This window comes from Salinicoccus luteus DSM 17002 (genome assembly GCF_000712035.1).
In the GTDB taxonomy this organism is placed as follows: domain Bacteria; phylum Bacillota; class Bacilli; order Staphylococcales; family Salinicoccaceae; genus Salinicoccus; species Salinicoccus luteus.
Map to the genome: position 1 here is coordinate 42,812 of NZ_JONV01000007.1, position 24,876 is coordinate 67,687.

Below are 24,876 nucleotides of genomic sequence, written 5' to 3' on the forward strand. Positions count from 1 at the left end.
AATTCTTCTCCTTATATGGCAGACCGACTATTGGTCCTTTATACTGTTCCAATCTTCCAGGAACTTGTCGATTCCTTTATCCGTCAAAGGATGCTGTGTCAGTTTCTTCAGAACTTTATACGGAACCGTCGCAATGTGCGCGCCCGCAATTGCCGAGCCATGGATATGGGACTCGTTTCTGATGGAAGCGGCAATGATTTCCGTATCGATGTCATGCACAGTGAAGATATGCTTGATGTCCGCTATCAGGTCCAAGCCTGTGAGTCCGATATCATCGAGCCTTCCGATGAATGGGGATACGTATGTGGCGCCGGCCCGCGCAGCAGTGAGCGCCTGGACAGTATTGAATACCAGGGTGACATTTGTTTTGATGCCTTCATCGGACAATACTTTGACAGCCTTCATGCCCTCTTCCGTCATGGGAATCTTGACGATGATATGCTCATGAAGCTTGGCAAGTTCCCGGCCTTCTTCAACCATGCCGTCGGCATCAAGGGAAATGACTTCCCCGCTTACCGGTCCGCCTACAAGTTCGCATATTTCCACAAGCCGGTCATGGAATGAAATGCCTTTTTCCTTCGCAACAAGGGAAGGGTTGGTCGTCACACCCGCCAGCACACCCCATTCATTTATTTCTCTTATTTCGTCCATGTTCGCTGTATCAATAAAATATTTCATAAATCGATCGCACCTCCGTCTAGGTTATTGTTTCATTATAGAATAACCACCGTATAATCGGCAATGGATAATATATATTACCAAACTGTATACATCTTTCCCTTATAAATCAAATAAAAGCCATCCCGATCGGGACGGCCTCATCGCCTTAGGCTTTGTTGGAAGTACCAAATTCCTTGATTTTTCCCTGCACCGTTTCTTTGATTGCTTCCCTCGCAGGTCCGAGGTATTTGCGTGGGTCATAAACATCGGCATCATTGGCAAGGACTTCCCTTACACGTTTCGCAGACGCGATCTGACTTTCGGTGTTTACATTGATTTTTGCTGTTCCGAGGGATATCGCCTTTTGGATGTCCTTCGTCGGGATGCCCGTACCCCCGTGCAGTACCAGCGGAATATCGGATTGGTTGCCGATCTCCTCCATTTCCTCAAAACCAAGGTTCGGCTCGCCCTTATATGGGCCGTGCACGGAACCAAGTGCCGGCGCCAGACAGTCGATGCCTGTCCGCTCAACCAGTTCACGGCACTCTTCAGGGTCGGCATAGATGACGCCATCTGCAATGACGTCGTCTTCCTGGCCACCGACTACACCGAGTTCCGCCTCGACAGAAACGCCTCTTTCATGTGCATATTCCACAACTCTCCTGGTTGTTGCAATGTTGTCTTCAAAAGGACCATGGGACGCGTCAATCATGACGGATGTGAAGCCTGCACCGATTGCTTCGATGCACTTTTCGTAGCTTGAACCATGATCGAGATGGATTGCCACAGGCACTGTAATGTTCATGTCGGACATGAGACCTTCAATCATCTTGACCACCGTCTTCATGCCGCTCATGTACCTCGCAGCACCTTCTGAAACACCCAGGATGACTGGTGCATTCTCTTCTTCTGATGCCATGAGGATTGCCTGGGCGAATTCCATGTTGTTCACATTGTATTGGCCGACCGCATATCCTTCTTTTCTTGCTTTATTGAGCATTTCTGTCATTGATACTAAAGGCATTATTAGTTTCCTCCTAAAAGTTCGTTCCATTACGTGATTATACCAAAAATATTTAATTCCAGGCAATGTTTTGGTAACATTGCATTACCATCAAGCCGAATGGAGAGATCACATGGATAAAATATTGCAGACGCAATTGACAAATATATACAATCATATCAACGCCCAGGAAGAGGAAATAGAAATGGCTGCACGCCTCCTGGCCCAGGCAGTGGGCAGCGAGGGGGAAATTCACCTGCAGACCTTCCATGACTTCAAGGGGATTGAGCCCTTCCTGCTGAGCGGCTCCCTGGCCCTCCCTAAAACAAGGCCTTTCGATTCCCGGGATGCCGTTGACGCGCCCGACCGTGTGCTTGTCATCGCCAATCAGTTCGATGATGATGTCAAGTCATTCATTACAGGACTTCAGGATGCCGGGAAGGAATTTGTACTTGTCTCCAACTACAACAAGCATGAAGCTGAAATGATGGATCAACTTCACCATTATATCGATTTGTCATCTCCGCGTCCCCTCATACCGACGCCAAATTTCGACAAAATTGTTAACCCTTATATTTCTGCATTCCTATACTTCTATGATCATCTGTACGTTCTTGTAGATGAAATGACGAATGAGGCATATTGAATTCCCTGTTGACGAGCAGCCTCAGTCCATTCAGTATGACAAGGATTGTACTGCCTTCATGTCCGATGACACCGAGCGGCAGGTTGATCGCCTGAAAGAAGTTTGAGGTTATCAGCAGTAGGATGACTGCGACTGAGAAGATCAGGTTCTGCTTGATGACGCCATCGAGCCGTGCAGAAAGGCTCATCATTTCCGGCAGCCTTGAGAGCTGCTCCTTCATCAGCACGATATCTGCCGTCTCCAGCGCTATCCCCGTACCTTTTCCCATAGCTACGCCAATGTCCGCCTGTTTGATGCCAGGGGCATCATTTACACCATCCCCCACCATCATGACGATCCCCTTCTCCTTATAGGCATTGATATGCCTCACCTTGTCTTCCGGACTCTGGTTGCCGATCGCTTTTTTGAGCCCGATCGACTTGGCGATTGATTCGGCCGCCTTCGGGTTGTCTCCGGATACCATGACAGTCTCCTTGCCCATCCTGTTGAGCCTCTCTATGACATCCGCGGCTTCCGGACGCTCGATATCCTTCAGGGCAATGAGCGCCTTTTTGACCCCATCTTCAATATAGATGGTGACCGTATGTCCCGTATCCAGCAGTTCGGACTTGAAAGGCTCCATGAAATCGTCTGCCTCTGCCTTGAATACTTGGACGGTATGCCCATCGACATGGGCCTCAACCCCCCGTCCGACGACATCATGGACGTTCTCGGCCTCAAACCCCTCCTGCTTTGAATCTTCAAAATGATCACTTATCCTGACAGCCAGCGGGTGGTTGCTCTCCCGTTCCAACGCATATACACTGGCAGCGATCCTGTCACGATCCTCACCTTCTGCCACCTCAAAATGTGTGATGACAGGCTCCCCTTTGGTCAATGTTCCCGTCTTATCGAACAGGACATAATCGACATCAGCCAGCTGCTCCATGAATTTGCCACCTTTGACCAGCACACCACTCTTGGCACTGGTGGAGATGGCGGACAGTGTCGCTGGAGTGATGGATGCCACCACTGCACATGGCGAAGCGACAACAAGCAGTACCATTGCCCGGTAGAATGTCTCATTCCAGCTCCATCCGAAGATATAGTGTGGGAGAAACATCATGAAGCCTGTCGTTATAAGGACAATCCATACATATTTGTTTTCGAAACGGTCGATGAACTGGGCACGCTTTGAAGGCACACTTTCACTCTCACGGACCATTTCAACCATCCTGTTGAAGATCGTCTCTTCATTATCCACCGTCATCCTGACCAGAACGACCCCACCTTCATTGATGGAACCCGTCAGTACAGTATCACCTGAGTTTTTGATGACAAGGGCAGATTCCCCGGTCAGGGATGCCTCATTCACCTCCGTCCCACCCTCGGTGATGACACCATCAATCGGAAATACATCTCCCCTGCGCACCATGATGATATCGCCGATATCGAGTTCTTCGACATCGACCACCTCGTACTCACCATCAGGCCGTTCCCTTCTGGCGACATTCGGCTTCATCTTGATGAGCGCCTGCACAGCATCGCGCGTCCTGCCTCCTGCATAAGCTTCAAGGGTCCCGCTCAGACTGAAGATGAAGATGAGTATGGCACCTTCGAACCAGTAGCCGATTATGGATGCTCCGATTGCTGCAATGATCATGAGCAGCTCAACATTCAGTTTCTTTTCCTCTACAGTCGTTGTGACGCCTTCCCTTGCCTGGAACCACCCGCCGATGAGAAAAGCCAGCATGAAGACGAGTGGATACCATGGAATGCCGGTAAACCGTTCCATGTAGAATCCGACCGCAATAAGAAGGCCGGAGATGACTGTAAAGTATAGCTGCAACCTCCTCATCTCCCATCCCCCCAAGTATTCATCTTTACTTATATTATACTTCATCCACCATTGGCTCAGAGGTAAAATTACATAATTATTATGAAACTTATATGTATGATGACAATGATTATCATTATTGCAGCTATAAATAAAAACCATCCCGACACTTATCGTCGGGACGGTTTTTGAAACTTTATTTTATACATGCATTGATCAGACCCTGGAATAACGGATGCGGCCGTGTCGGTCTGGATTGGAATTCAGGGTGGAACTGCACAGCAACGAAGTAGGGGTGGTCGCGGAGTTCAATCATCTCCACCAGTCGTCCATCCGGTGATGTGCCGGAGAATACCATGCCTTCTGCTTCCAGCTGCTCCTTATAACGGTTGTTGAATTCATAGCGGTGGCGGTGGCGTTCATCTATATGCGCCTTCCCATACATTTCCCTGGCAATCGTATCTTCTTGGATTTCACATGGGAAACTGCCCAGACGGAGTGTGCCTCCGAGATCGACTACATCTTTCTGGTCCGGCATCAGGTCGATGACCGGGTGCGGCGTATTTTCATCGAGCTCACTGGAATGGGCACCTTCAAGCCCAGCCACATTACGGGCAAACTCGACAGTGGCGAGCTGCATGCCAAGACAGATGCCGAGAAGTGGCACATTATTCTGGCGGGCATATTGAAGGGCATAGATTTTGCCTTCCACTCCACGCTCCCCGAATCCACCCGGTACAAGGATGCCGTCCACTTCAGCGAGTTCCGCTTCGTAGTTCTCCTCTGTGAGGTGTTCGGAGTTTATCCATTTGATGTCGATATCGGCCTGGCGCTCATATCCTGCGTGCCTCAGGGATTCTGCAACCGACAGATACGCATCCTGCAGGGTGACGTATTTGCCGACGAGACCGATCGTAATCTTTCTTTCTATGCTGTTCAGGTTCTGCAGCAGATGTTTCCAATCTTTGAGTTCCGCTTCCTTATCAGCCGTCATGTTGAGACGATCGATGACAAGGGAGTCCATCCGCTGTTCCTGCAGCCGGATGACAATGTTATAGATCGTCTCCTCATCTCTTGCCTCGATGACGCTTTTCTTGTCGATATCACAGAACAGTGCAATCTTGTCCCTCAGGTCTTCACCCATCGGATGCTCTGAACGCACGACGATCATATCCGGTTGGATACCCAAGCCCCGCAGTTCCTTTACGCTGTGCTGCGTCGGTTTTGTCTTCATTTCGCCTGCGGCTTTGATGTATGGCAGAAGTGTGCAGTGTATATACATGACATTTTCGCGACCGAGATCGCTTCGCAGCTGACGGATGGATTCCAGGAACGGCAGTGATTCTATATCGCCTGTCGTGCCACCGATTTCAGTGATCACAATATCTGCATTGGACTCTTCCCCCGCCTGGATCAGACGGGATTTGATTTCATTGGTGATGTGCGGGATTACCTGGACCGTACCACCCAGATAGTCGCCACGGCGTTCTTTCCGGATGACTTCGGAGTATACCTTTCCGGCTGTTACATTGGAATATTTGTGAAGATTGATATCGATGAAACGTTCATAGTGTCCAAGGTCAAGGTCCGTCTCTGCACCGTCTTCGGTGACGAATACCTCTCCATGCTGATATGGGCTCATCGTACCCGGGTCCACGTTCAAGTATGGATCGAATTTCTGTATTGTAATCGAGAACCCACGATCCTTCAGCAGTCTTCCGAGTGACGCAGCTGTAATGCCTTTGCCAAGAGAGGAAACAACCCCGCCAGTCACAAAAATATATTTAGTCATTGCACTTCCTCCTGTGATTATAGAACTTGGTCGCCACCAGGTCATTGGTGGCTGATTAGTGCGGTCATGCAGCAGGAAAGTCAGACCCTTTCCCGCCAGCAAATAAAAATGGCCCCCTTCCACACTTGGTGAAAAGGAGCCGTTCTTTACAATCCCTTTTTCAGGGAGCCCAATAAAAATAATATCACTTTTCTAATGAATGTCAACTGGAAGTTGCAGTCCTAGAGATCCGGTTTGTCCTCGTAGCTGTCCTCAAGTTCGTCTGTATCATCATACTCGATATCTTCCCCGATGGTTTCGTCCGGGGAGTCATTCAGGTCGTCCTCGGCTTCCACTTCAGTTCCGTTGATTGGGGAATCGAGATTCTCCACATCGGATTCCACAAGATCCTTGTCCTGATCGAAAGCATCGCTCACACTGTCATCTTCGTCCTCGGCAATCTGCGGCTCCTCATCTTCCACAGCCAGCTCGATCTTATGGATTGTCGGGGCGATCTTATCGGAAATGTCATCTATGGAATACCAGTCCCTGAGGCCCCACACGCCATCTCCGGTACTCAGGAACCTGCCATCTGTATTGAGGTCGGTATAAAACTGCAGTATGCGGTTTTCGATTTCCTCATCGGAGTACCCTCCGATTTCCTTGAATTTATCGATGATGTCATACAGGTTCGCCTCTTTGCCGGCATCCTGCAGATACATATATGACATATCGATGAAGGAATTCTCGTCCATCATCTCTTTGGAATAGTCGTCCAGTCTCATTTCATTCATCCTTTCCAGTCTGGAATATCAAGGGATATCATACAGGGAAACGCTGTATGAATCAAGCACTATTTCAATAGTTTATATACTTCATCAGTCTTTTCTTTCCACCCTCATCCTCAAGCCTGACAAACCCAACCCTTTCAAACAGCCGTACCCTGTCCCTGGCGTCGTCCGTATAGACGACCAGCTGCTTCACATCCGGAAGCACCCGCCTCAGAAACGTCCCGAGCTGTCTCAAAGCGCTGGATGCCACGCCGCGATTGCGCTCTGCCTCTGCGACATACAGATGGGAAATATGCAGTACCTCCCCGTTGATTACGCCATCGATGTGGCCGATCGACTTCCTCTGATTGAGGATGATGTCCACTTTGATGTCCGGGGATGCGACCGATTCATCCTTCTTCAGCTTGATGTTATGCACATACTTCTGGTCAAGATCAAGATAGTAGAGGCGCTCTTTGCCGATCGGCCCATCCTCCTTGGTTGCTGTATGTGCAAAACCTGCCCGTTCATACAGGTTCCATGCCCCCTGGTTTTCTGCATCGACAACCAGGTACAGATGATCGAAATTGGAGAAATGCTCCTGTACGAACAGGGGCAGCGACATTGCCACCTTCGTGCCGTAGCCCCGGCCCTGGAACGCTTCGTTGATCGAAAGGGAACGGATGTATACCACTTCATGGGGGGTAGCGTATCCTTCGTGCTGATAATGTTTGTGAAGTACAAAAAATCCGATGATTCCATCTTTTCCGTTCAGCACGACACAAGGTGTGCGGTCGGGGTCTTCAATCGCATCATCCAGCACATCCACAGGAAGGCTCGAATATATCTGCTGCTGCTCACTCAATTTGAAGGCGGCAAGACTGGGTCTATCTTTTTCCATAAATGGCCGGATATGTATTTCACTCATTTACCTGTACCCCCTTTTGACATGTATTGTCGTTTTGTTATGATACATACTATACCCTTTCAAGTATAAAATAGTCAGCGTGATATTCAACACCTTTGAAGTGTTTAATTTAATAAAGTTGGGGTAGATTAAATTACCAATTAATTCTAGGGGGAGAAAATTTGGACAACGACAATTTGGATAAGTCATCCAAGTACAAAGGGGAGGCCAGACAGAAGTCCAAACTTGGTCTTGTATTCTGGGTTTCAGCTACTGTCATCATCATTGCGGCACTCGTTGCCACCATCATTCCCGATCGGTTCCTGGTAGCTTCCGAATCGGTGTACGGATGGATTTCTAACTACTTCAGCTGGTTCTTCATGCTTGCTGTATTCGGTTTTGCTTTATTCCTGATCTTTCTTGCACTATCACCATACGGGCGAATCAAGCTCGGCGGAGACCAATCAAAACCCGAGTTCTCATTCCGGTCATGGATCGGCATGCTCTTTTCTGCAGGCCTTGGTGTAGGTCTCGTATTCTTCGGTGTGGCCGAACCGATGAGCCACTTCATGGTATCGCCATTCCCAGGCGGGGAGACGGAGACGGTCGAGGCAGCCCGCATGGCCATGGGATATTCATTCTTCCACTGGGGCATTTCCCAATGGTCGATATTCGGTGTCGCCGGACTGGCCATCGGATACAACCAATATCGGAGGCAGAAGGACGGCCTGGTTTCGACCTCGCTCGAGCCCCTGCTTGGTGCAGACTATAACCAGAAGGCGAGGAAATCCATCGATATTCTTGCGGTCATTGCAACCGTAACCGGTATGGCGACATCTGTAGGTCTTGGCATCATGCAGATGGACGGTGGCCTCAACATTGCTTTTGGCATCCCTTCCGGCGCACTTACGCAAATCATACTTACAGCACTGATGACCGGACTCTTCATACTTTCCACTACAACAGGACTGAAGCGCGGCATCAAATGGCTGAGCAACCTGAACATGCTGCTTGCTGCAGTCATCACCATCTTCGTCATGGCTGTGGGACCATTTACCTTCATCATGGAAAGCATCATCGTCGGTCTCGGGGATTATCTTTCAAACTATGTCGGCTATTCCCTGCGTATGCAGCCATATACCGGAGAAGTCTGGGTTCAGGAGTGGACAGTATTCTACTGGGCATGGGTCATCGCATGGAGTCCATTCATCGGCTCATTTGTAGCCCGTGTATCCAAAGGACGTTCCATCCGTGAATATGTCCTCGGCATACTGATCATTCCACCGATGCTCTCATTCCTATGGATCGGGGCTCTTGGGGGCACGGCAATCTATTCCGACCTCTTCAATGGCACCAACATCGGCGAACTCGTACTTGAGGATAATACAGCTGCCCTATTTGCCCTGTTCGACCAGCTGCCGATGACGCAGATCTTCTCAGCACTCTCTATTCTGCTCATCTTTACATTCCTGGTCACCTCAGCAGACTCGGCAACCTTCATCGTGGCCGGTATGACATCAGGCAACACGGACTCGCCAAGTACAAGGCTCAAAATCATCTGGGGCGTTCTTCTTGGAACCCTCACTGTTACGCTGATCATTGCCGGTGGACTGACGAGTCTCCAGGCTGCGTCACTGCTTGCCGGGCTGCCGTTCGGCGTCGTTCTCATAGCGATGATCATCTCCGTTTCAAAGTCATTGAGACGCGAACCGAATGAGTCCATGAAGCGCCGCCAGCGCAAAGATCGTAAAAAGGCTTAAAATAAAATATTACTAAGAAAGAATGTCATTGGTATAATAGACCCAATGACATTCTTTTTACGTGGAGGCAGTTTATGAAAATTGGAATTGACGCGGGCGGTACGCTCATAAAAGTGGCATATGTGGAAGGTGGCTCCAGAAGATTCGAAAAGTGGGCATCTTCGGAAATTGACCATCTGATTGAAATACTTAATGAAGGACACGCCGAGGATCAGATTTTCCTTACTGGCGGCAAAGCCGAGTATATGGCAGAGAAGCTGAACCGCAATGATGGCATCTCCATAGAGTTCGACGCCACATATCGGGGACTTAAGACATTGATGGCCGAACAGGGAATCGAACTCGACCACTTCGTCTACCTGAATGTCGGCACAGGGACGAGTTTCCATCACGCTTCTCCCCAGGGTCAGGAACGTGTCGGCGGCTCAGGCGTTGGAGGCGGCACACTGATTGGACTGTCCAAGCTCCTGGTCGATATAGACGACTATGAGGAGATTATACGACTGGCCGAAAAGGGCAACAGGGATGAAATCGACCTCAAAGTCCATCATATCTATGCCGGCAGGCCGACGCCGATCCCGGGCGACCTCACAGCAAGCAACTTCGGCAACGTCCTCTCAGGCAATGTCTCAGCCATGCATCCTGAAGATAAGCTGCAGGCTGTCATCGGCCTTGTTGCCGAAACGGTGACTGCGGTCGGCATCAGTCTGGCTGAAGGTTTTGAAACCAATGATATGGTGTTCATCGGTTCCACTCTTCTGGACAACACCGTCATGAAGGATATCATTAACCGTTATGCCGGCTTGAAAGGCGCGACAGCACATATCATCCATAACGGTGAGTATTCCGGGGCCCTGGGCGCCATTCTATAGACGATTGTGGTAGACGAGCACCACGCCTTCCTGCCGTCTTACTGTCAACGGCAGCCCATAGCACTCCGACAGCATGTCAGCTGTGACTGCTTCGGGCGGCAGGGGTCCTTCGGCCCTTCCGCCTTTTATTAGCGTGATCGTATCTGCATAAGTCATGGCAAGTGAAGCATCATGCATGCTTGCCATGACCACTTTGTCCTTCCCCTCGCTGCACAGCCACTTCATCATTCCGTGCTGGTAGTTCATGTCAAGTCCCTGCTCCATCTCATCGACCATGATGACCGGCTTTCCCTCCAGAGCAACCTGGGCACATTGGACCCTCTTGAATTCCCCACCGGATAAATTTTCAATCGACTGGCCAAGCATTGGCTCCAGATCAAAATATCGGACAGCTTCATCGAGCCTCTCCTCCGGCACGCTGCCGCTTGTCATGGTGAGATATTCCCTGACACGTATCCTGAACCTTGGGTTCTCCTGGGGCAGGTAGCTGATGATGCTTTCCACCTTTTCCAAATGGTGGCCTCCGAACTGTATCTCCCTCCTGTCGAGGTTTTCATGACCATACCCGATGATCCCTTTCATGAGCGAGCTCTTCCCTCCCCCATTCGGCCCCAGAATGACATTCATTCCTTGAGGGAAGCCGATCCCCTCAACCTTCAAACTGAAGTTTCCAAATGAGATTTGCAACTGTTCAATTTTTAACATAAAAGTACCTCTACTAGTATTTTCTAAATGAGTCACTTATAATTATATACATAAATGTTAAAGGAAAAGGAGGTTTTTGATGGATGTCCACATAGACTATCCTGTTCTATTAATTGCCATCCTCCTGGTTTTGGGTGTCGTCATGACCCGCTTCTCCTCGAGGCTTGGTGTACCATCCCTGGTGCTGTTCATCATCATCGGGATACTGCTCAACCAGATCATCTACTACGATAATGTGGAGCTGACCCAGCTCATTGGTATGATGGCACTCGTTGTCATATTGTTTGAAGGTGGACTTCAGACGAATATCATGGCAATCAGGAAAGTTGCCGGCTCGGCAGTCCTGCTTGCCACCGTAGGTGTATTACTTACCAGCTTTATACTGGGCATATTCGCCTACTTCGTAATTGGGATGGATTTGATGACTTCGATGCTGCTGGGTGCCATAGTCGGTTCGACCGATGCCGCTGCTGTATTTGCTGTATTCGGCAGCAAGAACATCAAGGAAAAACTGTCCTCGACAATCGAGGCCGAATCCGGCACCAACGACCCGATGGCCGTATTCCTGACCGTCACCATCATTTCCATCATAGAAATGCCGGGAGATAATAATGTATTCCTTATGATTCTTTCCTTCTTCTGGCAGATGGGCGTAGGTCTTCTTGCCGGCATCATCATCGGCCGCCTCGCTGTATTCGTTATCAACCGCATCGACTTGGAGGCTTCCGGTCTGTACCCGGTCCTCTCTTTAGGGTTTGCAATGCTTGCATTCGGTGTGACCGAAGTGATTGGAGCAAGCGGTCTGCTTGCAGTCTACATTATGGCTGTACTCATGGGCAACCGGCCGCTCACCTACAAGCATTCCATTCTGCGTTTCAACGAAGGGCTGGCATGGATGATGCAGATTGTCATGTTCATCATGCTCGGACTCCTCGCATTTCCGGAGGAGCTTCTCAACTATACATTCCAGGGCATATTGATGGCGCTCATACTCATGTTCATCGCCCGACCAATCGGTGTATTCCTTACACTCATTGCAAGCAATTATGACTTCAAGGAGAAAATCTTCATTTCATGGGCGGGATTGCGCGGTTCGGTCCCCATCGTACTTGCGACATACCCACTTGTCAGTGATATTGAACACGGATATCTCGTATTCAATGTCGTATTCTTCATTGTCCTGTTCTCCGCCCTGCTCCAGGGAAGTACAATCACCCCCGTGGCACGCTGGCTTGGGTTTGACGAAGGGGAAACAGATACTCCAGCCTATTCTGTAGAACTGCTCGCACTTGGTCAGACCCAGAACGATATTTATGGAATTGAACTGCCTTCACAGTCCGCCCATGAAAATGTGAAGATCAAGGACCTGGATCTTCCGACTGATGTGCTGGTGATCGCCATCATAAGGGATGATGAGCTCATCACACCGAATGGCGACACCGTCATGCATTCCGAAGATTTCATATATGTCATGATGCCGAGGAAATTGCGTGAACGGACAGAAGCCTACTTCAGTAAACCAAAGGAAATTCCCAAACCCAGAAAAGGACGTGCAAAACCCCCGGCTGCAAAAGAGGAAAAATAGGAGGTTTCGGACAATGAAACGATTCATCATTCTACTATTCATCCCTATGTTCATCACGGCATGCACGAATCCTGATGATGAAACAGCAGAAAGCGAACCTTCTGAAGAGGAGGCTGAAGAAGAGACGGAGGAAATCACCGAAGAGGAAACTGAAGAGGAGGCACCTCCAGAGGTCACACCGATCGATGTGACGAGGGATGCCTTCATCTCCAACTTCTTTTCCGGCAACTATGAATACCGGACGATCTCCGTCCATTCGAGCTATGACTATATGGTCGATAGACTCGGAGAGCCTGCAGGTTCCGGCAGCACCGTAGATGGTACCTACTACCATTATGACCATATCGGCTTCAACTTCCCGGAGGCTGTCGGCAGCGCTGAAGACACTGCCGAACTCAGGGTGGATGGCATCATCGTTTTTCCTGAGGAATTCTACAAACAGGATGCCGTAGAGCATTTTGGCTGGCCGAGCAGTGATGAAGTCTCCGACTTCAGAATGTTCTACGACAGCGATGATTCAAACGGCCAATATGTCATGCTGAAATACAATCAGGAAGACCGCATCACCGAAATCATCCTGCAATATAAAGACCTTTCCGACACGGAATTCTACGATTGACGACAGAACGGCGAATGCTCATTTGAGCATTCGCCGTTCTTTTTCCTCATGCACTTATTTCAGTTCGCCGTTCAGTTCAAGCCGCGTCGTTACGGTGGCATTCAGAGAGTTGATGGCCGAACAATACTTTTTGGCCGACAGGTCGACTGCACGCTGGGCCACCTTTTCAGCTACATCCCCTTTTATCTTGACGACGATGTCCACATTGGTGAAGCGCTTCGGTTCCGTTTCCGCACGTTCCCCATAAATTTCAATGTCGATCGACTCCACTTTGTCCATGCTGTGGCGCATGATGACATTCAGATCGATGCCCATGCAGCCTGCTACACCATGCAGGACCATTTCCATCGGCCGTGGACCGCTGTCATTGCCTCCGACAGCACTGCTCGCATCCATCGTCACTTCATAGCCTGAGCTGTCTCCTGTAGAACTGTAGGCCATGCCGCCGTTCCATTGTGCTTTAACTATCATTTTCTCATCCTTTCAATCGCGTTTGATTCCATTATAATCGACATATTCATCCACCGGTAAAAATCGGCTTAGAATAACGAAGAAATGGCATCCACCAGACTGTAGATTCCAAGGAATGACACGACTGCAGTCACCAGCCAGCCGACAATGTTCAGCCACAGCGGATTGACATGCTTTTCCATCAGGTTCTTCTTATTTATGATGATCATGATCAGTATGGCTATGATCGGCAGTATCAGTCCATTCAGCGCCTGGGCGAAAAGCAGTACTTCAAGCGGTTCGAATCCGATTGCCGAAGTGATGATGCCAAGGCCGATGACGATGCCAAAGACAGTTTTATACTTCTTGTTATCGAAGCCACCCTTCCAGCGCATGAAGCTGCTGACGGTTACAGCTGCCCCCATCGGGGAGGCGATTGCTGAAGAGAAGCCTGCCGAGAAGAGTCCGATGCTGATGAACAACGGTGCGAGATCTCCCATCAAAGGCTCGAGCGGAGCAGCAAGTTCCACAACACTCGTAACTTCCGTTCCATGGATCAGGGCCCCCGCGGTGATGAGGATGGCGGCAGTAATGATACCCCCGACTGTAATGGTGATGATCGTATCCATCCTGGACTCCCTCAAACCGTCCACACTGTCCCATTTCTCACTGACGGTGGATGCATGGATGAAGAAGTTGTACGGGACGACCGTCGTGCCGATCAGGGCAATGACCATCAGAATCGAACCATTCGGAATGCCCGGGATGAATGCCCCCTTCAATATTGCCCCCAAATCGGATGCTGATACAATCATCGTTGTAATAAAGGTGATGCTCATGATGACGATGAGGGCAATCATGACCTTTTCAATGATCTTGTACCCCCCACTCAGTCCTAAAATCAGAATGATGATACCGATGATCGGCGCCACAAAGTTTTCAGGTATGCCGAATAGATAGGACACACCGAGCGACGTGCCAAGGAGGTCCCCGCTTATGTATGCTGCACAGCCTACAACTACAGCAATCATCACCAGCCATATGGACGCGAATTTCAGTATGACATTATCGAACAGCTCACGGATATTCTCCCCCAGGCCTTCACCTGTGACCATGCCGATCCTCGCCACCATCTCCTGAAGGACGATGGTGGCAATAATTGCGAACACCACTGCCCACAGCAATGCAAAACCGAAACCTGCACCCGCCCTAGTTGCTGTAGTGACCGTTCCCGGTCCAATAAATGATGCGGTAACGATTGCTCCCGGTCCGATCACTTTCAATTTGTCTAAAAATTTGTTTCTTGTCATATTTTCCCACCCCAATTTTAAAAATAAGAGGGAGGTCCCCCTCCCCCCTATTCATTTATTTCGCATGACCACCATGGACATGTCCTGCGAGCACATAAAGTACTGCTGTAGAAACGAAGTGTGCCGAGTTCTGATTGGCATCCTGCTGCGGGTAGACTTCCACAAAGTCCATGCCGCATACGCCCCGCTTGCCGAATTCATAGATCATCGTCACCAGTTCATGGGAAGTGATACCGTTGCCGTCAACGGGACCGCCCGGATTGAACGCGAAATCGAGCACATCGCTGCATATCGTCAGATAGACCACATCGACATCTTTGGAAGCCATGTCGTATATTTCATTGGCAAAGGCCCTGAGGTCCTTGGCTTCCTTGATATCATTGATCGTCAGCGTCACAGCACCCGCTTCCTGTGCATACTTTCCTGTTTCCGGCTTGTTCCTCGGTCCTTTGATGCCGGTATGGATCAGGCTCTCATTTCTGACTCCTTCCGTTTCATACAGGCGCATGAATGGTGTGCTTCTTGCGAATTCATCCCCTTCATGGTGCGGCATGTTGTCATAGTGGGAATCCAAATGGATGATGCCGACCTTTTTGCCCGTATTCGTCAGTGCTTTGACGACCGGGTAGGTAATGCCATGATCGCCGCCCAGTCCGACAAGGAACTTTCCGGAATTCCACAAGTTTTCTGCAAAGGATTCAATTCTATCCATTGTTCCCGGTACATCATGCGGAATGACGCTTACATCCCCTACATCGCCAAGGCTCAGGTGGTCTTCAACATTGATATGGTCGAGCTCGGGAAGATACGTACTGTACCTGGCCGAAGACAGTCTGATCTGTTTCGGTCCGAGTTCGGATCCTGTATAGTCCCCCCAAGTGCATGCCCCTTCCCAAGGGACGCCGTACACCAGTACATCCGTGTCATAGTCGTCTGTTTTCGTCAGGTTTTTCGCACCCAGCATTGGGGGTGTATTGCCATAAATATTCGAAACCATTCCTATTCCTCCATTAAAGCTCATATTTTCCCTCCATTATATCAACATAAGTACATAATTGCATTTCAATTATTGAAATATTTACTATATTTGAAAAGTATCGCCGACCCGTTGACCATATAATCAAACTCTTATATAATTCATCGTGTTACATAATAGAATGCTTATAAGATTGAGGTGTATTATGGAAAAGACAAAAATGGATATCGGAGAAGCTGCCGATCTATTCAAAATTATGGGCGACCGCTCAAGGCTGTCGATGGTCGCCATGATGAACAGACGCGAATGCTGTGTCTGTGATTTTACAGAATGCTTCGAGATGAGCCAGCCGGCTGTGAGCCAGCATCTTAAAAAATTACGGGGCATGGGGCTCATCAAGGAGCGGCGGGAAGGCTACTGGACATATCTTTCCCTAAATGAAGAAAGTCCGTTCTATGACATGATTCCAGAACTCATTGCTGCGATACCCGGCATTGAGGACCATATCTCATCGATGACTGCATCCTGCAGCCGGGGAGACTGCTGCTGATGGAAAGTTCAACTGCCATCATTGCCGTCATCATTTTCCTCGTCACCCTGTTCCTCGTCATCCGCCAGCCGAAAGGACTCGGCATCGGATGGTCGGCAATCGCCGGCGCTCTGGTCGCACTGCTCTTCGGTGTCGTCAGCTTTGGGGATGTCGCCACTGTTTGGGGCATCGTATGGAATGCCACACTGACATTCGTTGCGGTCATCCTCATTTCCCTTGTGCTCGATGAAATTGGATTCTTCGAATGGTCGGCCCTACATATGGCACGATTCGCCAAAGGCAATGGATTGAGGCTTTTTGTCTATATCATCCTGCTCGGTGCCATCGTCGCTGCGCTCTTTGCCAATGATGGCGCGGCACTTATACTGACACCGATCGTCCTGGCGATGGTCAGGAACCTGAACTTCACGGAGAAGATGATCATGCCGTTCATCATGGCCAGCGGATTCATTGCGGACACCGCTTCCCTCCCGTTTATCGTCAGCAACCTCGTCAACATCGTCTCCGCCGATTTCTTCGGCATCGGATTCATCGAATATGCTTCGCGCATGATTGTGCCGAACCTGTTCTCGATACTGGCGAGCATCATCGTCCTTTATCTGTTCTTCAGGAAGATTCTGCCGACAGACTATGACCTGTCCGAACTGAAGACGCCCCATGAAGCGATCAGGGACCAGCGTATGTTCTCATGGTCCTGGGTCGTCCTTGCCCTGCTGCTCGTCGGATATTTCCTCAGCGAGCCGCTCGACATACCAGTATCCATCATTGCCGGCATCATCGCCCTGTTCTTTGTGATGATGGGCAGGAAAAGTGAAGCAGTACCCGTCACACAGGTCATCAAGGGGGCGCCATGGGATATCGTCTTCTTCTCCCTCGGGATGTATGTCGTCGTCTACGGATTGCAGAATGCCGGCCTGACGAACCTGCTCGGCCAGTTCATCGGTGCAGCCGCCGACCAGGGGCTGTTCGTCGGGACGATGGTGATGGGCTTTACCGCTGCCATACTGTCCTCCGTAATGAACAATATGCCAACGGTCATGATCGATGCCCTCGCAATTGCCGAATCCGGCGCCCAGGGACTTGTAAAAGAAGGGCTCGTCTACGCCAACGTCATCGGTTCGGACCTCGGACCCAAAATCACGCCAATCGGTTCACTGGCTACGCTGCTGTGGCTGCATGTGCTTAAGAAGAAAGGCATCCATATATCCTGGGGGTACTACTTCAAGATCGGGATCATCCTGACCATCCCCGTGCTGTTCATCACCCTGTGCGGCCTCTATATCTGGCTGCTCATCATTTCATAAATAAAGGAGCGTTTCAAATATGTCAAAACCAATCGTCTATTTCCTATGTACCGGCAACTCGTGCAGAAGCCAAATCGCCGAAGGCTTTGGGCACAAGTACCTGGATGACCAGTACGAGGTGCACTCTGCCGGCATCGAAGCCCACGGCATGAACCCGAAAGCGGTTCAAATCATGAAAGAGGCCGGTGTGGATATCACAGACCAGCAGTCCAATATCATCGACAGTGACCTGCTCAATCGTTCCGACTATGTCATCACCCTGTGCGGCGATGCCAACGACAACTGTCCGATGACCCCGCCGCACGTCACCCGCATGCACTGGGGATTTGAAGACCCGGCACGTGTCACCGGGACACAAGAGGAAGTCCATGCTGTCTTTGAACGTGTCCGGAACGCCATCGAAGAACGGATCATCCAATTCAAAAATGAAGGCAAGTAAAAAGGAGGCCCATTCGGGCCTCCTTTTTTGGTGGCTGCTACGCCACCTGTTCCGTCCGTTTCCATTTTACATAGTTCATCGCAAGTATCAGGATGGCAACCCCGATTCCGATGATGTCGGTATACGTTTCAGGCACAATGAGCAGCAGGGCCGTGATGATCAGCAGTACCCTGAAAATGACATTGATGTGTGTTTTAAAGAACCCTTCAAGTCCTGCCGACAACGCCAGCAGACCGATCAGTGTAGTGACGACGACAATCGCAACATCCATGAATCCGGCGAGTGGATACTCCCTCGCATTTGTCATCAGTCCTTCCGTATCCACAAGCAGCAATGCCGGCTCATAGATGAACAGGAAAGGAATGAGGAAGCCGGCAATCGAAAGCTTCAATGCTTGGAATCCCGTCGTCATCGGATCCCCACCGGAGACCCCGGCTCCCGCAAATGCAGCAAGTGCCACAGGAGGTGTCACATTGGCAAATATGCCGAAGTAGAATACGAACATGTGCGCAAGCAGGATTGGAATGCCGAATTCCGCAAGTGCCGGCGCTGCCATCGTCGCCGTGATGATATATGCAGGAATGGATGGCAGCCCCATGCCGAGCACCATTGAGGCAATCATTGTAAAGAAGAGCGTGAGGAACAATGAACCTGCTCCAAGGCCCGCAATGGCAGAAGTCATCACTGCACCGAAGCTTGTAAGGGAAACGACACCAATGATGATGCCGACCACCGCACAGGCGATCATGACGGACAGTGCCTGCTGGGCACCGACTGCCAGCGCTTCGAAGATTTCCTTCACTGACATGCGTGTCGTCTTCCTCAGCGTTGCGATGACGACTGTCAGCAGAAGTGTATATATTGCAGCTCTTGGAATCGGCAAGTTCATATACAGCATCACAATCAGTCCGACGATCGGAATGAGCAGGTGCCCCCGCTCAAGCATGACCGCCTTGATCTTCGGCAGGTCTGCACGGGGAATGCCCTGCAGGTTGCGTTTGCCCGCACGATAGTGCACCTGCATGATTACGGCAAAGTAGTACAGCACAGCAGGGATGAGTGCAGCAAGAGCGATTGTGCCGTAGTTGATGCCGGTCGTCTCCGCCATGATGAAGGCACTCGCCCCCATGATCGGCGGCAGGATCTGTCCGCCGACAGAAGCACTGGCTTCGACGGCCCCGGCAAAGTTCTTGTTGTAGCCGACTTTTTTCATCAAAGGAATGGTGAAAGCCCCTGTACTCACCACGTTCGCAACAGCCGCGCCATTGATGCTTCCCATGAAACCGCTGGAGACAACGGCCACTTTGGCCGGCCCGCCCTTGTTGGCGCCAGCCAGTGCCATCGCCAGATCATTGAAGAACTGGCCCATGCCGGATTTCTGGAGGAACGCACCGAACAGGATGAAGAGGAAGATGAAGTTGACGGACGCGCCGATCGCTGTCGAGTAGAGTCCCTCCGTCTTCAAGTACAGTTGACCGAAGATGTCCCCAAGGTCAAACGGCCGTGTCATCATCATATTCGGCATGAAGCCAAGGTGGCTGATGAATGGATACAGCAAAAAGACGAGTGACAGTATCGGCAGGATGATGCCGGTGACACGCCTTGCCGCCTCGAGTATCAGCAGGACGGTCAGTATCGCCATGATGATATCAAGTGTATTCGGTATGCCTCCGCGTTCGACTACGATCGCCTGGTATTCGATGATGATGTAGCCTGCCGTCGCCAGGCTCAGTGCAGCAAGAATCCAGTCATAGACCGGCAGTTTCCCCCGGTCCTGCTTCTTGAATACAGGATAGAGCATGTAGACGAGCGCCAGACCGACCGCTACGTGTACAGACCTCTGCTGCAGGGCGGGCATCGGATTGAACACCATATAAACATGGAACAGGGAGTAGAGTATGGATACGAGCGTAACGATCCATACGACCGACTTTTTATCAAACTTCCGCGTCGCGGAATCCTTGTCGTACTTCTCCAGAATTTCTTTTGTGTCGGGTGCAGCTTGTGGTTCCTTGGTCATATTAACCTCCTGTTATCCGCTGTATCAGCGTTGTATTCACAATCTTCATTTCAAGGGCGGTATTCGTTTCATAAAACTCATATAATGGATACTCCTTCTGGTTCTGGATGATTGTCGTCTCCACATTTTTTGAGACATTGAGATAGAGCGCATCATATGTATCGTTGACCGTAAACTTTACCAATCCCTCTTCCGTCAGCTCGGGGGCACCTTCCGAATCATGGGGTACCCCTGCCCCAAAGGTCTCAAAATATGTATTCGTCAGCAGGAAGGCATCCTCATTGACCTCATAGACCTCGTACCATTCCGAATTTTCGATGGAGTGGATCCAGTGCAGTTCAAATGTCTCATCGGGCAGATACCTCGCCTCGTACCCTTCCGCTTCAAGTTTTATCGTGCGCTCCGGAAAAAAGAATAGAAAGAGGAGCACCATTAGAATGCTCCCCGTCAGTATTGCCTTGATCCTATTGTTCATCGTAGTAGCGCTGGGCTCCCGGATGGATGTCGATGACTGCACGTTCCTGGGCAGTATCCAGGCTGATGTCCTCGGCTGCCTGATGGGAGTTTGCGAGGCTGTCCAGGTTTTCAAACATGTACTTCGTCAGTTCGTAGACGTCATCTTCACTCAGGTCCTCCCTGACTACAAGTGCATTCATTATTGCGGCCGTTGGTACGGCTTCTTCATTGCCATATGTGTCTGCCGGGATTTCGAGGGCCTCGAAGTACTCTGCATCTTCTGAGAGCGTGTCCACCGCTTCCCCTTCAATCGGTACGACCTTCAAGTCTACTGAATTCTGGAGCTCCATCACGGAGGCATTCGGCAGTCCGCTTGTCAGGAAGGCTGCATCAATCTGGCCGCCCCGCATCGCTTCTGCCGCTTCTGCATAACCCAGATAATCGACTTCCATATCATCGTATGTCATATCATGTGCATCAAGGATGGACCGTGTCGCAATTTCGACACCTGAGTTCTGGTCACCGACCGCCACACGCTTGCCTGCAAGATCATCAATGCTTTCGATGCCCGCACCTTCCGTAGTGATGACCTGAACAAAGTTCGGGTAGAGCGCTGCGACCTGCTGCACATTTTCAATCGGTTCGCTGAATGTCTCCTCGCCATTGACGGCCTGGGTGAGTGCATCACTCATTACAAATGCCATCTCGACTTTTTCCTCGGCCAGAAGGTTCAGGTTCTCGGCGGAAGCCCCCGTCGTCTGTGTACGGGAATTTACATCAAATTCACTGCTGTACCCCTCTGCCAGCGTTGTTGCAATAATATTATAAGGACCGGATGATCCGCCTGTCGCAATCGTTACGATGTTCGTATCCAGGCTTGCGGATCCACCTTCAGATGACTCCCCTTCCGAAGCTTCACCCTCTTCAGCTGTCTCCGTCTCACCTTCATCCTCTCCGCCGCCGTCTCCACAGGCGGAAAGTATGAGTCCGCAGCCCAGGATGGCTGCCAGATATTTCTTGAATTCCATTTCTCGACCCCTCCTTCTTCATTTAATAAAAGTATATCAGAACGCCATGTTGATGAAAACGGTTTATTTACAATTGCCTTAGTATTTGGCAATTGTTTCCGGCCTGTTTATTTTATCTTTCCCGGGGCTTTATCTTTGAATTTTCACTTTATTTGAATAACAATGGACTTAACTAGAAAGGGAGGATTCTGATGATATCACTATTTGAACCGTATGCATTAAAAGGATTGGAATTGCGCAACAAGGTTGTCATGGCACCGATGTGCCAGTACAGTGCGGTGGACGGCATTCCGGATGAATGGCATTTCACCCATTACACTTCCCGTGCCGTCGGAGGCACCGGATTGATCATGATGGAGATGACGAACGTAGAAGCGCGGGGCCGCATTACTGACCATTGTCTCGGCATATGGTCCGATGGGCACGTCCCCCACTACAAGCGCATCGTCGATGCCTGCCACCGCCACGGTGCCAAGGTCGGCATCCAGCTGGCCCATGCGGGAAGGAAGGCGAGGGATACGGAGACACCGGTTTCCAGCTCCCCGATTGCCTTCAATGATGACTTCAAGACACCCCATGAACTGTCCACCGAAGAAGTCGATGAAATCATCGATGCCTTCAGGTGGGGAGCCGCACGGGCGGTTGAAGCCGGTTTCGATACGATTGAACTGCATGCAGCACACGGCTACCTGATCCATCAGTTCCAGTCTCCCCTGACAAACAGACGGACGGATGAGTATGGAGAGGACCTGAGCCTATTCGGACGCAGGGTCATCGAAGCGGTGAAATCCGTCATGCCTGAAGAGATGCCGCTCATCCTGCGGATTTCCGCTGTGGAATTTGCAGACGGCGGATATGATCTGGACCATGGCCTCTGGCTGTCGGAACAGTATGGCTCAGCAGGTGTGGACATGATCGACGTCTCTGCCGGCGGTGAAGGTAAGCCATCGGAAGAACGGTTCCCGGGTGCTTATCCGGGATACCTGGTCCCGTACGCAAGAGCTGTACAGGAGTCTTCCGGCCTGCCGGTCATGGCAGTCGGCCTGCTGGAGGATGTGAACCTGGCGGAACATGTCATCGCTTCCGGCGAAGCGGACCTTATCGCAATCGGCCGCGGACTGCTCCGCGATCCCTATTGGGTGCTGAATGCTGCACGGGAAAGGAATCCTGAGGACAAGTCATTCATCCCCGAGCAGTACGGAAGAGCCTATTAGAATGATGGAGGAATATTAATGAAGCACTCATTGGATAAATCACATTTCTATTACGCAATGTCGAAGGATAATGAAGCCGCACTGGAGGTGGGACTGGGCGATACGGTTGAAATAGGAACACATGACTGCTTCCAGGGACAGATCACTTCTTCGGATGCTGTGCTCGATACAGTCGACTGGGACCGCATCAATCCTGCCACGGGACCAATTTACATTGAAGGCATCAGGAGAGGCGATGTACTCAAAGTGACGATCGAGGATATTTCCCTGGATGAACGGGGCGTCATGCTGACCGGGCCCGGGCTCGGCGTCATGGGAGAGCAGATGGAAGGGATGGAGGCGAAGCTGTTCGATGTCGATTCTGCAGGCGGCAATGTCTCCTTCAACGGCCTGGAACTGCCGCTGAACCCGATGATTGGTGTCATCGGCGTTGCACCGGAGGGCGACCCCGTCAACAATGGTACACCCGACCGGCATGGCGGCAATATGGACAGTAAAAAGATCACTGCAGGCGCCGAGCTCTACCTTCCCGTATTCCATGATGGGGCACTGTTTGGACTCGGTGATGTCCACGCCAAAATGGGGGATGGGGAAATCAGTGTCAGCGGGCTGGAAATCGGCGCAAATATAACGGTGACACTGGATAAGGCGCATAATATGGTCACCCGGCATCCGGTCGTCATCGATGCAGATGGCATCTATATGATGGTTTCCCATGAGAGTCTCGATGTGGCAGTTGAGGAATCCGTCAGGCAGATGATCGCACTGCTCCACCCCCACACTGACCTGAACCTTTCTGAAATCACCATGCTGATGAGCCTTGCCGGTGAAACACAGATCAACCAGGTTGTGGATCCGCTCAAGACCGCACGGTTCTTCGTACCAAAATCCATTCTGGATCACTATAAAATTTCTTTCGGATAGGGTGAATTTATGAAGATAGTGGTGGCACCAGATTCATATAAAGGCACACTTGACCAGTACGAAGCGGCAAGGATAATGACAGAAGGACTGGAGGAACAGGGACACGCCTGTGTCATGAAGCCCATGAGTGACGGTGGAGACGGTCTGCTCCACTGTTTCCGGAGTGAAGGATACGACAGGATCATCACCAATGTGACGGGGCCTGAAGGCAACACTGTCGAAGCTGTATATTACATGAAGAAAGGCACTGCCGTCATAGAAACAGCGGAAGCATGCGGCCTTCATCTCATCAACGGCTCCCACCCGATCGACAGGACGACATTCGGCGTGGGGGAATTGCTCATGCATGCTGTGGACCAGGGCGCGGATCATATCATATTGGGGCTCGGCGGTTCGGCTACAAGCGATGGTGGGTACGGAATGTTCATGGCACTCGGGGGCGCTGCCACCGATGAAGCGCACCTCCCTCTCGGGGTCTTCAACAGGGATATCCCAAAGATTACGGAGCTGAATGTCCAATCAATCCGCAGGTTTGACGGAATCCGTCTGACCATCGCCTCCGATGTCACCCACCCGCTTCTCGGTTCCAATGGAGCCGTCCGTACTTTCGGTCCTCAAAAAGGCATAGACGGATCGGACCTTGACCGCTTTGAAGGCATGCTTGATCATCTTTCAGAAAAAGCATCCGATGTGTTTCCGGCTAACCATGCAGACAGTCCAGGCGCCGGAGCCGCCGGTGGGCTTGGATGGATGCTGCTCAATATCGGTGCAGAAATGCAGGCCGGGGGTGAACTGGTCGCTGAGATGGTCCACCTTGAAGCGGAGATCAGACAGGCCGATGCCGTCATCACTGGAGAAGGAAAAAGCGACCGGCAGACCCTTGGAGGCAAAGCACCCTCCATCGTGGCAGATCTCTCTAAAAAGCACGGCAAACCATGCCATCTGATATCCGGCCAAGTCACGGAAGACCTTTCGGACTATTTTGACGGTATACATGCCCTCGTGGAGGGGGAGGATGATGTAAAAAAAGTGATGGCCGATACTCCTTTTTATTTGAAGAAGAAGATGCAGGAGATATTTCCAGCATGAAG

24 protein-coding genes are annotated in these 24,876 nt (G+C 50.6%); 11 read left to right on the top strand and 13 right to left on the bottom strand.

The window, feature by feature from the left end; all coding sequences use genetic code 11:
* Positions 1–27: 27 nt before the first annotated feature.
* Positions 28–678 (bottom strand): fructose-6-phosphate aldolase, encoded by a 651-nt coding sequence (fsa, locus tag BO53_RS0102960; RefSeq protein ID WP_031545272.1) that lies wholly within the window; start codon positions 676–678, stop codon positions 28–30.
* Positions 679–826: 148 nt separating this feature from the next.
* Positions 827–1,684, bottom strand: a complete 858-nt coding sequence (locus BO53_RS0102965) for a class II fructose-bisphosphate aldolase (protein ID WP_031545274.1) — start codon at positions 1,682–1,684, stop codon at positions 827–829.
* Positions 1,685–1,796: 112 nt separating this feature from the next.
* Here BO53_RS0102965 and BO53_RS0102970 point away from each other — a divergent pair, with 112 nt between their 5' ends.
* Entirely contained in the window at positions 1,797–2,309 is a 513-nt protein-coding gene (locus tag BO53_RS0102970) for a DUF2529 family protein (protein ID WP_031545276.1), read from the top strand.
* Here BO53_RS0102970 and BO53_RS0102975 read toward each other — a convergent pair.
* The 4 genes from BO53_RS0102975 to BO53_RS0102990 form a co-directional block, all read right to left on the bottom strand.
* Positions 2,227–4,146 (bottom strand): heavy metal translocating P-type ATPase, encoded by a 1,920-nt coding sequence (locus BO53_RS0102975; RefSeq protein ID WP_051682982.1) that lies wholly within the window; start codon positions 4,144–4,146, stop codon positions 2,227–2,229. The two genes, BO53_RS0102970 and BO53_RS0102975, sit on opposite strands and share 83 nt — an antisense overlap.
* Positions 4,147–4,321: 175 nt before the next feature.
* The gene (locus BO53_RS0102980; protein ID WP_031545280.1) at positions 4,322–5,917 is read right to left on the bottom strand and encodes a CTP synthase; all 1,596 of its coding nucleotides are present in this window, start codon (positions 5,915–5,917) and stop codon (positions 4,322–4,324) included.
* A 221-nt stretch (positions 5,918–6,138) separates the two neighbouring features.
* The gene (gene rpoE, locus BO53_RS0102985) at positions 6,139–6,681 is read right to left on the bottom strand and encodes a DNA-directed RNA polymerase subunit delta (protein ID WP_031545282.1); all 543 of its coding nucleotides are present in this window, start codon (positions 6,679–6,681) and stop codon (positions 6,139–6,141) included.
* Between the two features lie 73 nt (positions 6,682–6,754).
* Positions 6,755–7,594 carry a GNAT family N-acetyltransferase gene (locus BO53_RS0102990; protein WP_031545284.1) on the bottom strand — a complete coding sequence of 280 codons (840 nt, stop codon included), beginning with the start codon at positions 7,592–7,594 and terminating at the stop codon, positions 6,755–6,757.
* Positions 7,595–7,755: 161 nt separating this feature from the next.
* On the opposite strand from BO53_RS0102990, the gene BO53_RS0102995 reads away from it, so the two are divergent.
* Both BO53_RS0102995 and coaW read left to right on the top strand, forming a co-directional pair.
* The gene (locus BO53_RS0102995; protein WP_051682983.1) at positions 7,756–9,333 is read left to right on the top strand and encodes a BCCT family transporter; all 1,578 of its coding nucleotides are present in this window, start codon (positions 7,756–7,758) and stop codon (positions 9,331–9,333) included.
* A 74-nt stretch (positions 9,334–9,407) separates the two neighbouring features.
* A complete protein-coding gene (gene coaW, locus BO53_RS0103000; RefSeq protein WP_031545287.1) occupies positions 9,408–10,205 on the top strand; it encodes a type II pantothenate kinase in 798 nt (265 codons plus the stop codon).
* Here the strand turns inward: coaW and BO53_RS0103005 are convergent.
* Complete coding sequence (locus BO53_RS0103005) at positions 10,200–10,910, bottom strand: ATP-binding cassette domain-containing protein (protein ID WP_031545289.1); 711 nt, start codon at positions 10,908–10,910, stop codon at positions 10,200–10,202. The two genes, coaW and BO53_RS0103005, sit on opposite strands and share 6 nt — an antisense overlap.
* A gap of 79 nt (positions 10,911–10,989) precedes the next feature.
* On the opposite strand from BO53_RS0103005, the gene BO53_RS0103010 reads away from it, so the two are divergent.
* On the top strand, positions 10,990–12,495 hold the full coding sequence (locus BO53_RS0103010; protein WP_031545292.1) for a potassium/proton antiporter: 1,506 nt from the start codon (positions 10,990–10,992) through the stop codon (positions 12,493–12,495).
* A 13-nt stretch (positions 12,496–12,508) separates the two neighbouring features.
* The gene (locus BO53_RS0103015) at positions 12,509–13,114 is read left to right on the top strand and encodes a hypothetical protein (RefSeq protein WP_031545294.1); all 606 of its coding nucleotides are present in this window, start codon (positions 12,509–12,511) and stop codon (positions 13,112–13,114) included.
* Positions 13,115–13,168: 54 nt separating this feature from the next.
* On the opposite strand, the gene BO53_RS0103020 is transcribed toward BO53_RS0103015, so the two are convergent.
* The 3 genes from BO53_RS0103020 to BO53_RS0103030 all read right to left on the bottom strand — a co-directional run bounded on the left by BO53_RS0103020 (position 13,169) and on the right by BO53_RS0103030 (position 15,871).
* The gene (locus BO53_RS0103020) at positions 13,169–13,585 is read right to left on the bottom strand and encodes an OsmC family protein (protein WP_031545295.1); all 417 of its coding nucleotides are present in this window, start codon (positions 13,583–13,585) and stop codon (positions 13,169–13,171) included.
* 68 nt (positions 13,586–13,653) lie between these two features.
* On the bottom strand, positions 13,654–14,874 hold the full coding sequence (locus BO53_RS0103025) for an Nramp family divalent metal transporter (RefSeq protein WP_031545297.1): 1,221 nt from the start codon (positions 14,872–14,874) through the stop codon (positions 13,654–13,656).
* 55 nt (positions 14,875–14,929) lie between these two features.
* Positions 14,930–15,871, bottom strand: coding sequence for an agmatinase family protein (locus BO53_RS0103030; RefSeq protein WP_031545299.1), 942 nt, complete (start codon positions 15,869–15,871; stop codon positions 14,930–14,932).
* Positions 15,872–16,055: 184 nt separating this feature from the next.
* Between BO53_RS0103030 and BO53_RS0103035 the strand changes: the two genes are divergently transcribed.
* From BO53_RS0103035 to arsC, 3 genes are read left to right on the top strand one after another with little or no spacing between them, the layout of a single operon-like run.
* Positions 16,056–16,400 (top strand): ArsR/SmtB family transcription factor, encoded by a 345-nt coding sequence (locus BO53_RS0103035; RefSeq protein WP_031545301.1) that lies wholly within the window; start codon positions 16,056–16,058, stop codon positions 16,398–16,400.
* A complete protein-coding gene (locus tag BO53_RS0103040; RefSeq protein WP_031545303.1) occupies positions 16,400–17,704 on the top strand; it encodes an arsenic transporter in 1,305 nt (434 codons plus the stop codon). The genes BO53_RS0103035 and BO53_RS0103040 overlap by 1 nt, the downstream gene beginning before the upstream one ends.
* Positions 17,705–17,723: 19 nt before the next feature.
* Complete coding sequence (gene arsC / locus BO53_RS0103045; RefSeq protein WP_031545305.1) at positions 17,724–18,143, top strand: arsenate reductase (thioredoxin); 420 nt, start codon at positions 17,724–17,726, stop codon at positions 18,141–18,143.
* 37 nt (positions 18,144–18,180) lie between these two features.
* Here arsC and BO53_RS0103050 read toward each other — a convergent pair whose 3' ends face one another.
* The 3 genes from BO53_RS0103050 to BO53_RS0103060 are packed head-to-tail and all read right to left on the bottom strand — an operon-like array spanning position 18,181 to position 21,647.
* Positions 18,181–20,163, bottom strand: a complete 1,983-nt coding sequence (locus tag BO53_RS0103050; protein ID WP_031545307.1) for a TRAP transporter permease — start codon at positions 20,161–20,163, stop codon at positions 18,181–18,183.
* A gap of 1 nt (position 20,164) precedes the next feature.
* The gene (locus tag BO53_RS0103055; RefSeq protein ID WP_084184861.1) at positions 20,165–20,638 is read right to left on the bottom strand and encodes a DUF1850 domain-containing protein; all 474 of its coding nucleotides are present in this window, start codon (positions 20,636–20,638) and stop codon (positions 20,165–20,167) included.
* A complete protein-coding gene (locus tag BO53_RS0103060) occupies positions 20,628–21,647 on the bottom strand; it encodes a TAXI family TRAP transporter solute-binding subunit (protein ID WP_031545311.1) in 1,020 nt (339 codons plus the stop codon). Before BO53_RS0103060 ends, BO53_RS0103055 begins: the two co-directional genes overlap by 11 nt.
* Positions 21,648–21,838: 191 nt before the next feature.
* Between BO53_RS0103060 and BO53_RS0103065 the strand changes: the two genes are divergently transcribed.
* The 3 genes from BO53_RS0103065 to BO53_RS0103075 are packed head-to-tail and all read left to right on the top strand — an operon-like array spanning position 21,839 to position 24,874.
* A complete protein-coding gene (locus BO53_RS0103065) occupies positions 21,839–22,861 on the top strand; it encodes an NADH:flavin oxidoreductase/NADH oxidase (RefSeq protein ID WP_031545313.1) in 1,023 nt (340 codons plus the stop codon).
* A gap of 18 nt (positions 22,862–22,879) precedes the next feature.
* Positions 22,880–23,785, top strand: a complete 906-nt coding sequence (locus tag BO53_RS0103070) for an acetamidase/formamidase family protein (protein ID WP_031545315.1) — start codon at positions 22,880–22,882, stop codon at positions 23,783–23,785.
* A 9-nt stretch (positions 23,786–23,794) separates the two neighbouring features.
* Positions 23,795–24,874 carry a glycerate kinase gene (locus tag BO53_RS0103075; RefSeq protein WP_031545318.1) on the top strand — a complete coding sequence of 360 codons (1,080 nt, stop codon included), beginning with the start codon at positions 23,795–23,797 and terminating at the stop codon, positions 24,872–24,874.
* The last annotated feature ends 2 nt before the right edge of the window (positions 24,875–24,876 follow it).

Excerpts from the sequence above, each read along its gene's own strand:
- fsa (WP_031545272.1), bottom strand. The coding sequence starts at position 678 with ATGAAATATTTTATTGATACAGCGAACATGGACGAAATAAGAGAAATA.
- BO53_RS0102965 (WP_031545274.1), bottom strand. The coding sequence starts at position 1,684 with ATGCCTTTAGTATCAATGACAGAAATGCTCAATAAAGCAAGAAAAGAA.
- BO53_RS0102970 (WP_031545276.1), top strand. The coding sequence starts at position 1,797 with ATGGATAAAATATTGCAGACGCAATTGACAAATATATACAATCATATC.
- BO53_RS0102975 (WP_051682982.1), bottom strand. The coding sequence starts at position 4,146 with ATGAGGAGGTTGCAGCTATACTTTACAGTCATCTCCGGCCTTCTTATT.
- BO53_RS0102980 (WP_031545280.1), bottom strand. The coding sequence starts at position 5,917 with ATGACTAAATATATTTTTGTGACTGGCGGGGTTGTTTCCTCTCTTGGC.
- rpoE (WP_031545282.1), bottom strand. The coding sequence starts at position 6,681 with ATGAGACTGGACGACTATTCCAAAGAGATGATGGACGAGAATTCCTTC.
- BO53_RS0102990 (WP_031545284.1), bottom strand. The coding sequence starts at position 7,594 with ATGAGTGAAATACATATCCGGCCATTTATGGAAAAAGATAGACCCAGT.
- coaW (WP_031545287.1), top strand. The coding sequence starts at position 9,408 with ATGAAAATTGGAATTGACGCGGGCGGTACGCTCATAAAAGTGGCATAT.
- BO53_RS0103005 (WP_031545289.1), bottom strand. The coding sequence starts at position 10,910 with ATGTTAAAAATTGAACAGTTGCAAATCTCATTTGGAAACTTCAGTTTG.
- BO53_RS0103010 (WP_031545292.1), top strand. The coding sequence starts at position 10,990 with ATGGATGTCCACATAGACTATCCTGTTCTATTAATTGCCATCCTCCTG.
- BO53_RS0103015 (WP_031545294.1), top strand. The coding sequence starts at position 12,509 with ATGAAACGATTCATCATTCTACTATTCATCCCTATGTTCATCACGGCA.
- BO53_RS0103020 (WP_031545295.1), bottom strand. The coding sequence starts at position 13,585 with ATGATAGTTAAAGCACAATGGAACGGCGGCATGGCCTACAGTTCTACA.
- BO53_RS0103025 (WP_031545297.1), bottom strand. The coding sequence starts at position 14,874 with ATGACAAGAAACAAATTTTTAGACAAATTGAAAGTGATCGGACCGGGA.
- BO53_RS0103030 (WP_031545299.1), bottom strand. The coding sequence starts at position 15,871 with ATGGTTTCGAATATTTATGGCAATACACCCCCAATGCTGGGTGCGAAA.
- BO53_RS0103035 (WP_031545301.1), top strand. The coding sequence starts at position 16,056 with ATGGAAAAGACAAAAATGGATATCGGAGAAGCTGCCGATCTATTCAAA.
- BO53_RS0103040 (WP_031545303.1), top strand. The coding sequence starts at position 16,400 with ATGGAAAGTTCAACTGCCATCATTGCCGTCATCATTTTCCTCGTCACC.
- arsC (WP_031545305.1), top strand. The coding sequence starts at position 17,724 with ATGTCAAAACCAATCGTCTATTTCCTATGTACCGGCAACTCGTGCAGA.
- BO53_RS0103050 (WP_031545307.1), bottom strand. The coding sequence starts at position 20,163 with ATGACCAAGGAACCACAAGCTGCACCCGACACAAAAGAAATTCTGGAG.
- BO53_RS0103055 (WP_084184861.1), bottom strand. The coding sequence starts at position 20,638 with ATGAACAATAGGATCAAGGCAATACTGACGGGGAGCATTCTAATGGTG.
- BO53_RS0103060 (WP_031545311.1), bottom strand. The coding sequence starts at position 21,647 with ATGGAATTCAAGAAATATCTGGCAGCCATCCTGGGCTGCGGACTCATA.
- BO53_RS0103065 (WP_031545313.1), top strand. The coding sequence starts at position 21,839 with ATGATATCACTATTTGAACCGTATGCATTAAAAGGATTGGAATTGCGC.
- BO53_RS0103070 (WP_031545315.1), top strand. The coding sequence starts at position 22,880 with ATGAAGCACTCATTGGATAAATCACATTTCTATTACGCAATGTCGAAG.
- BO53_RS0103075 (WP_031545318.1), top strand. The coding sequence starts at position 23,795 with ATGAAGATAGTGGTGGCACCAGATTCATATAAAGGCACACTTGACCAG.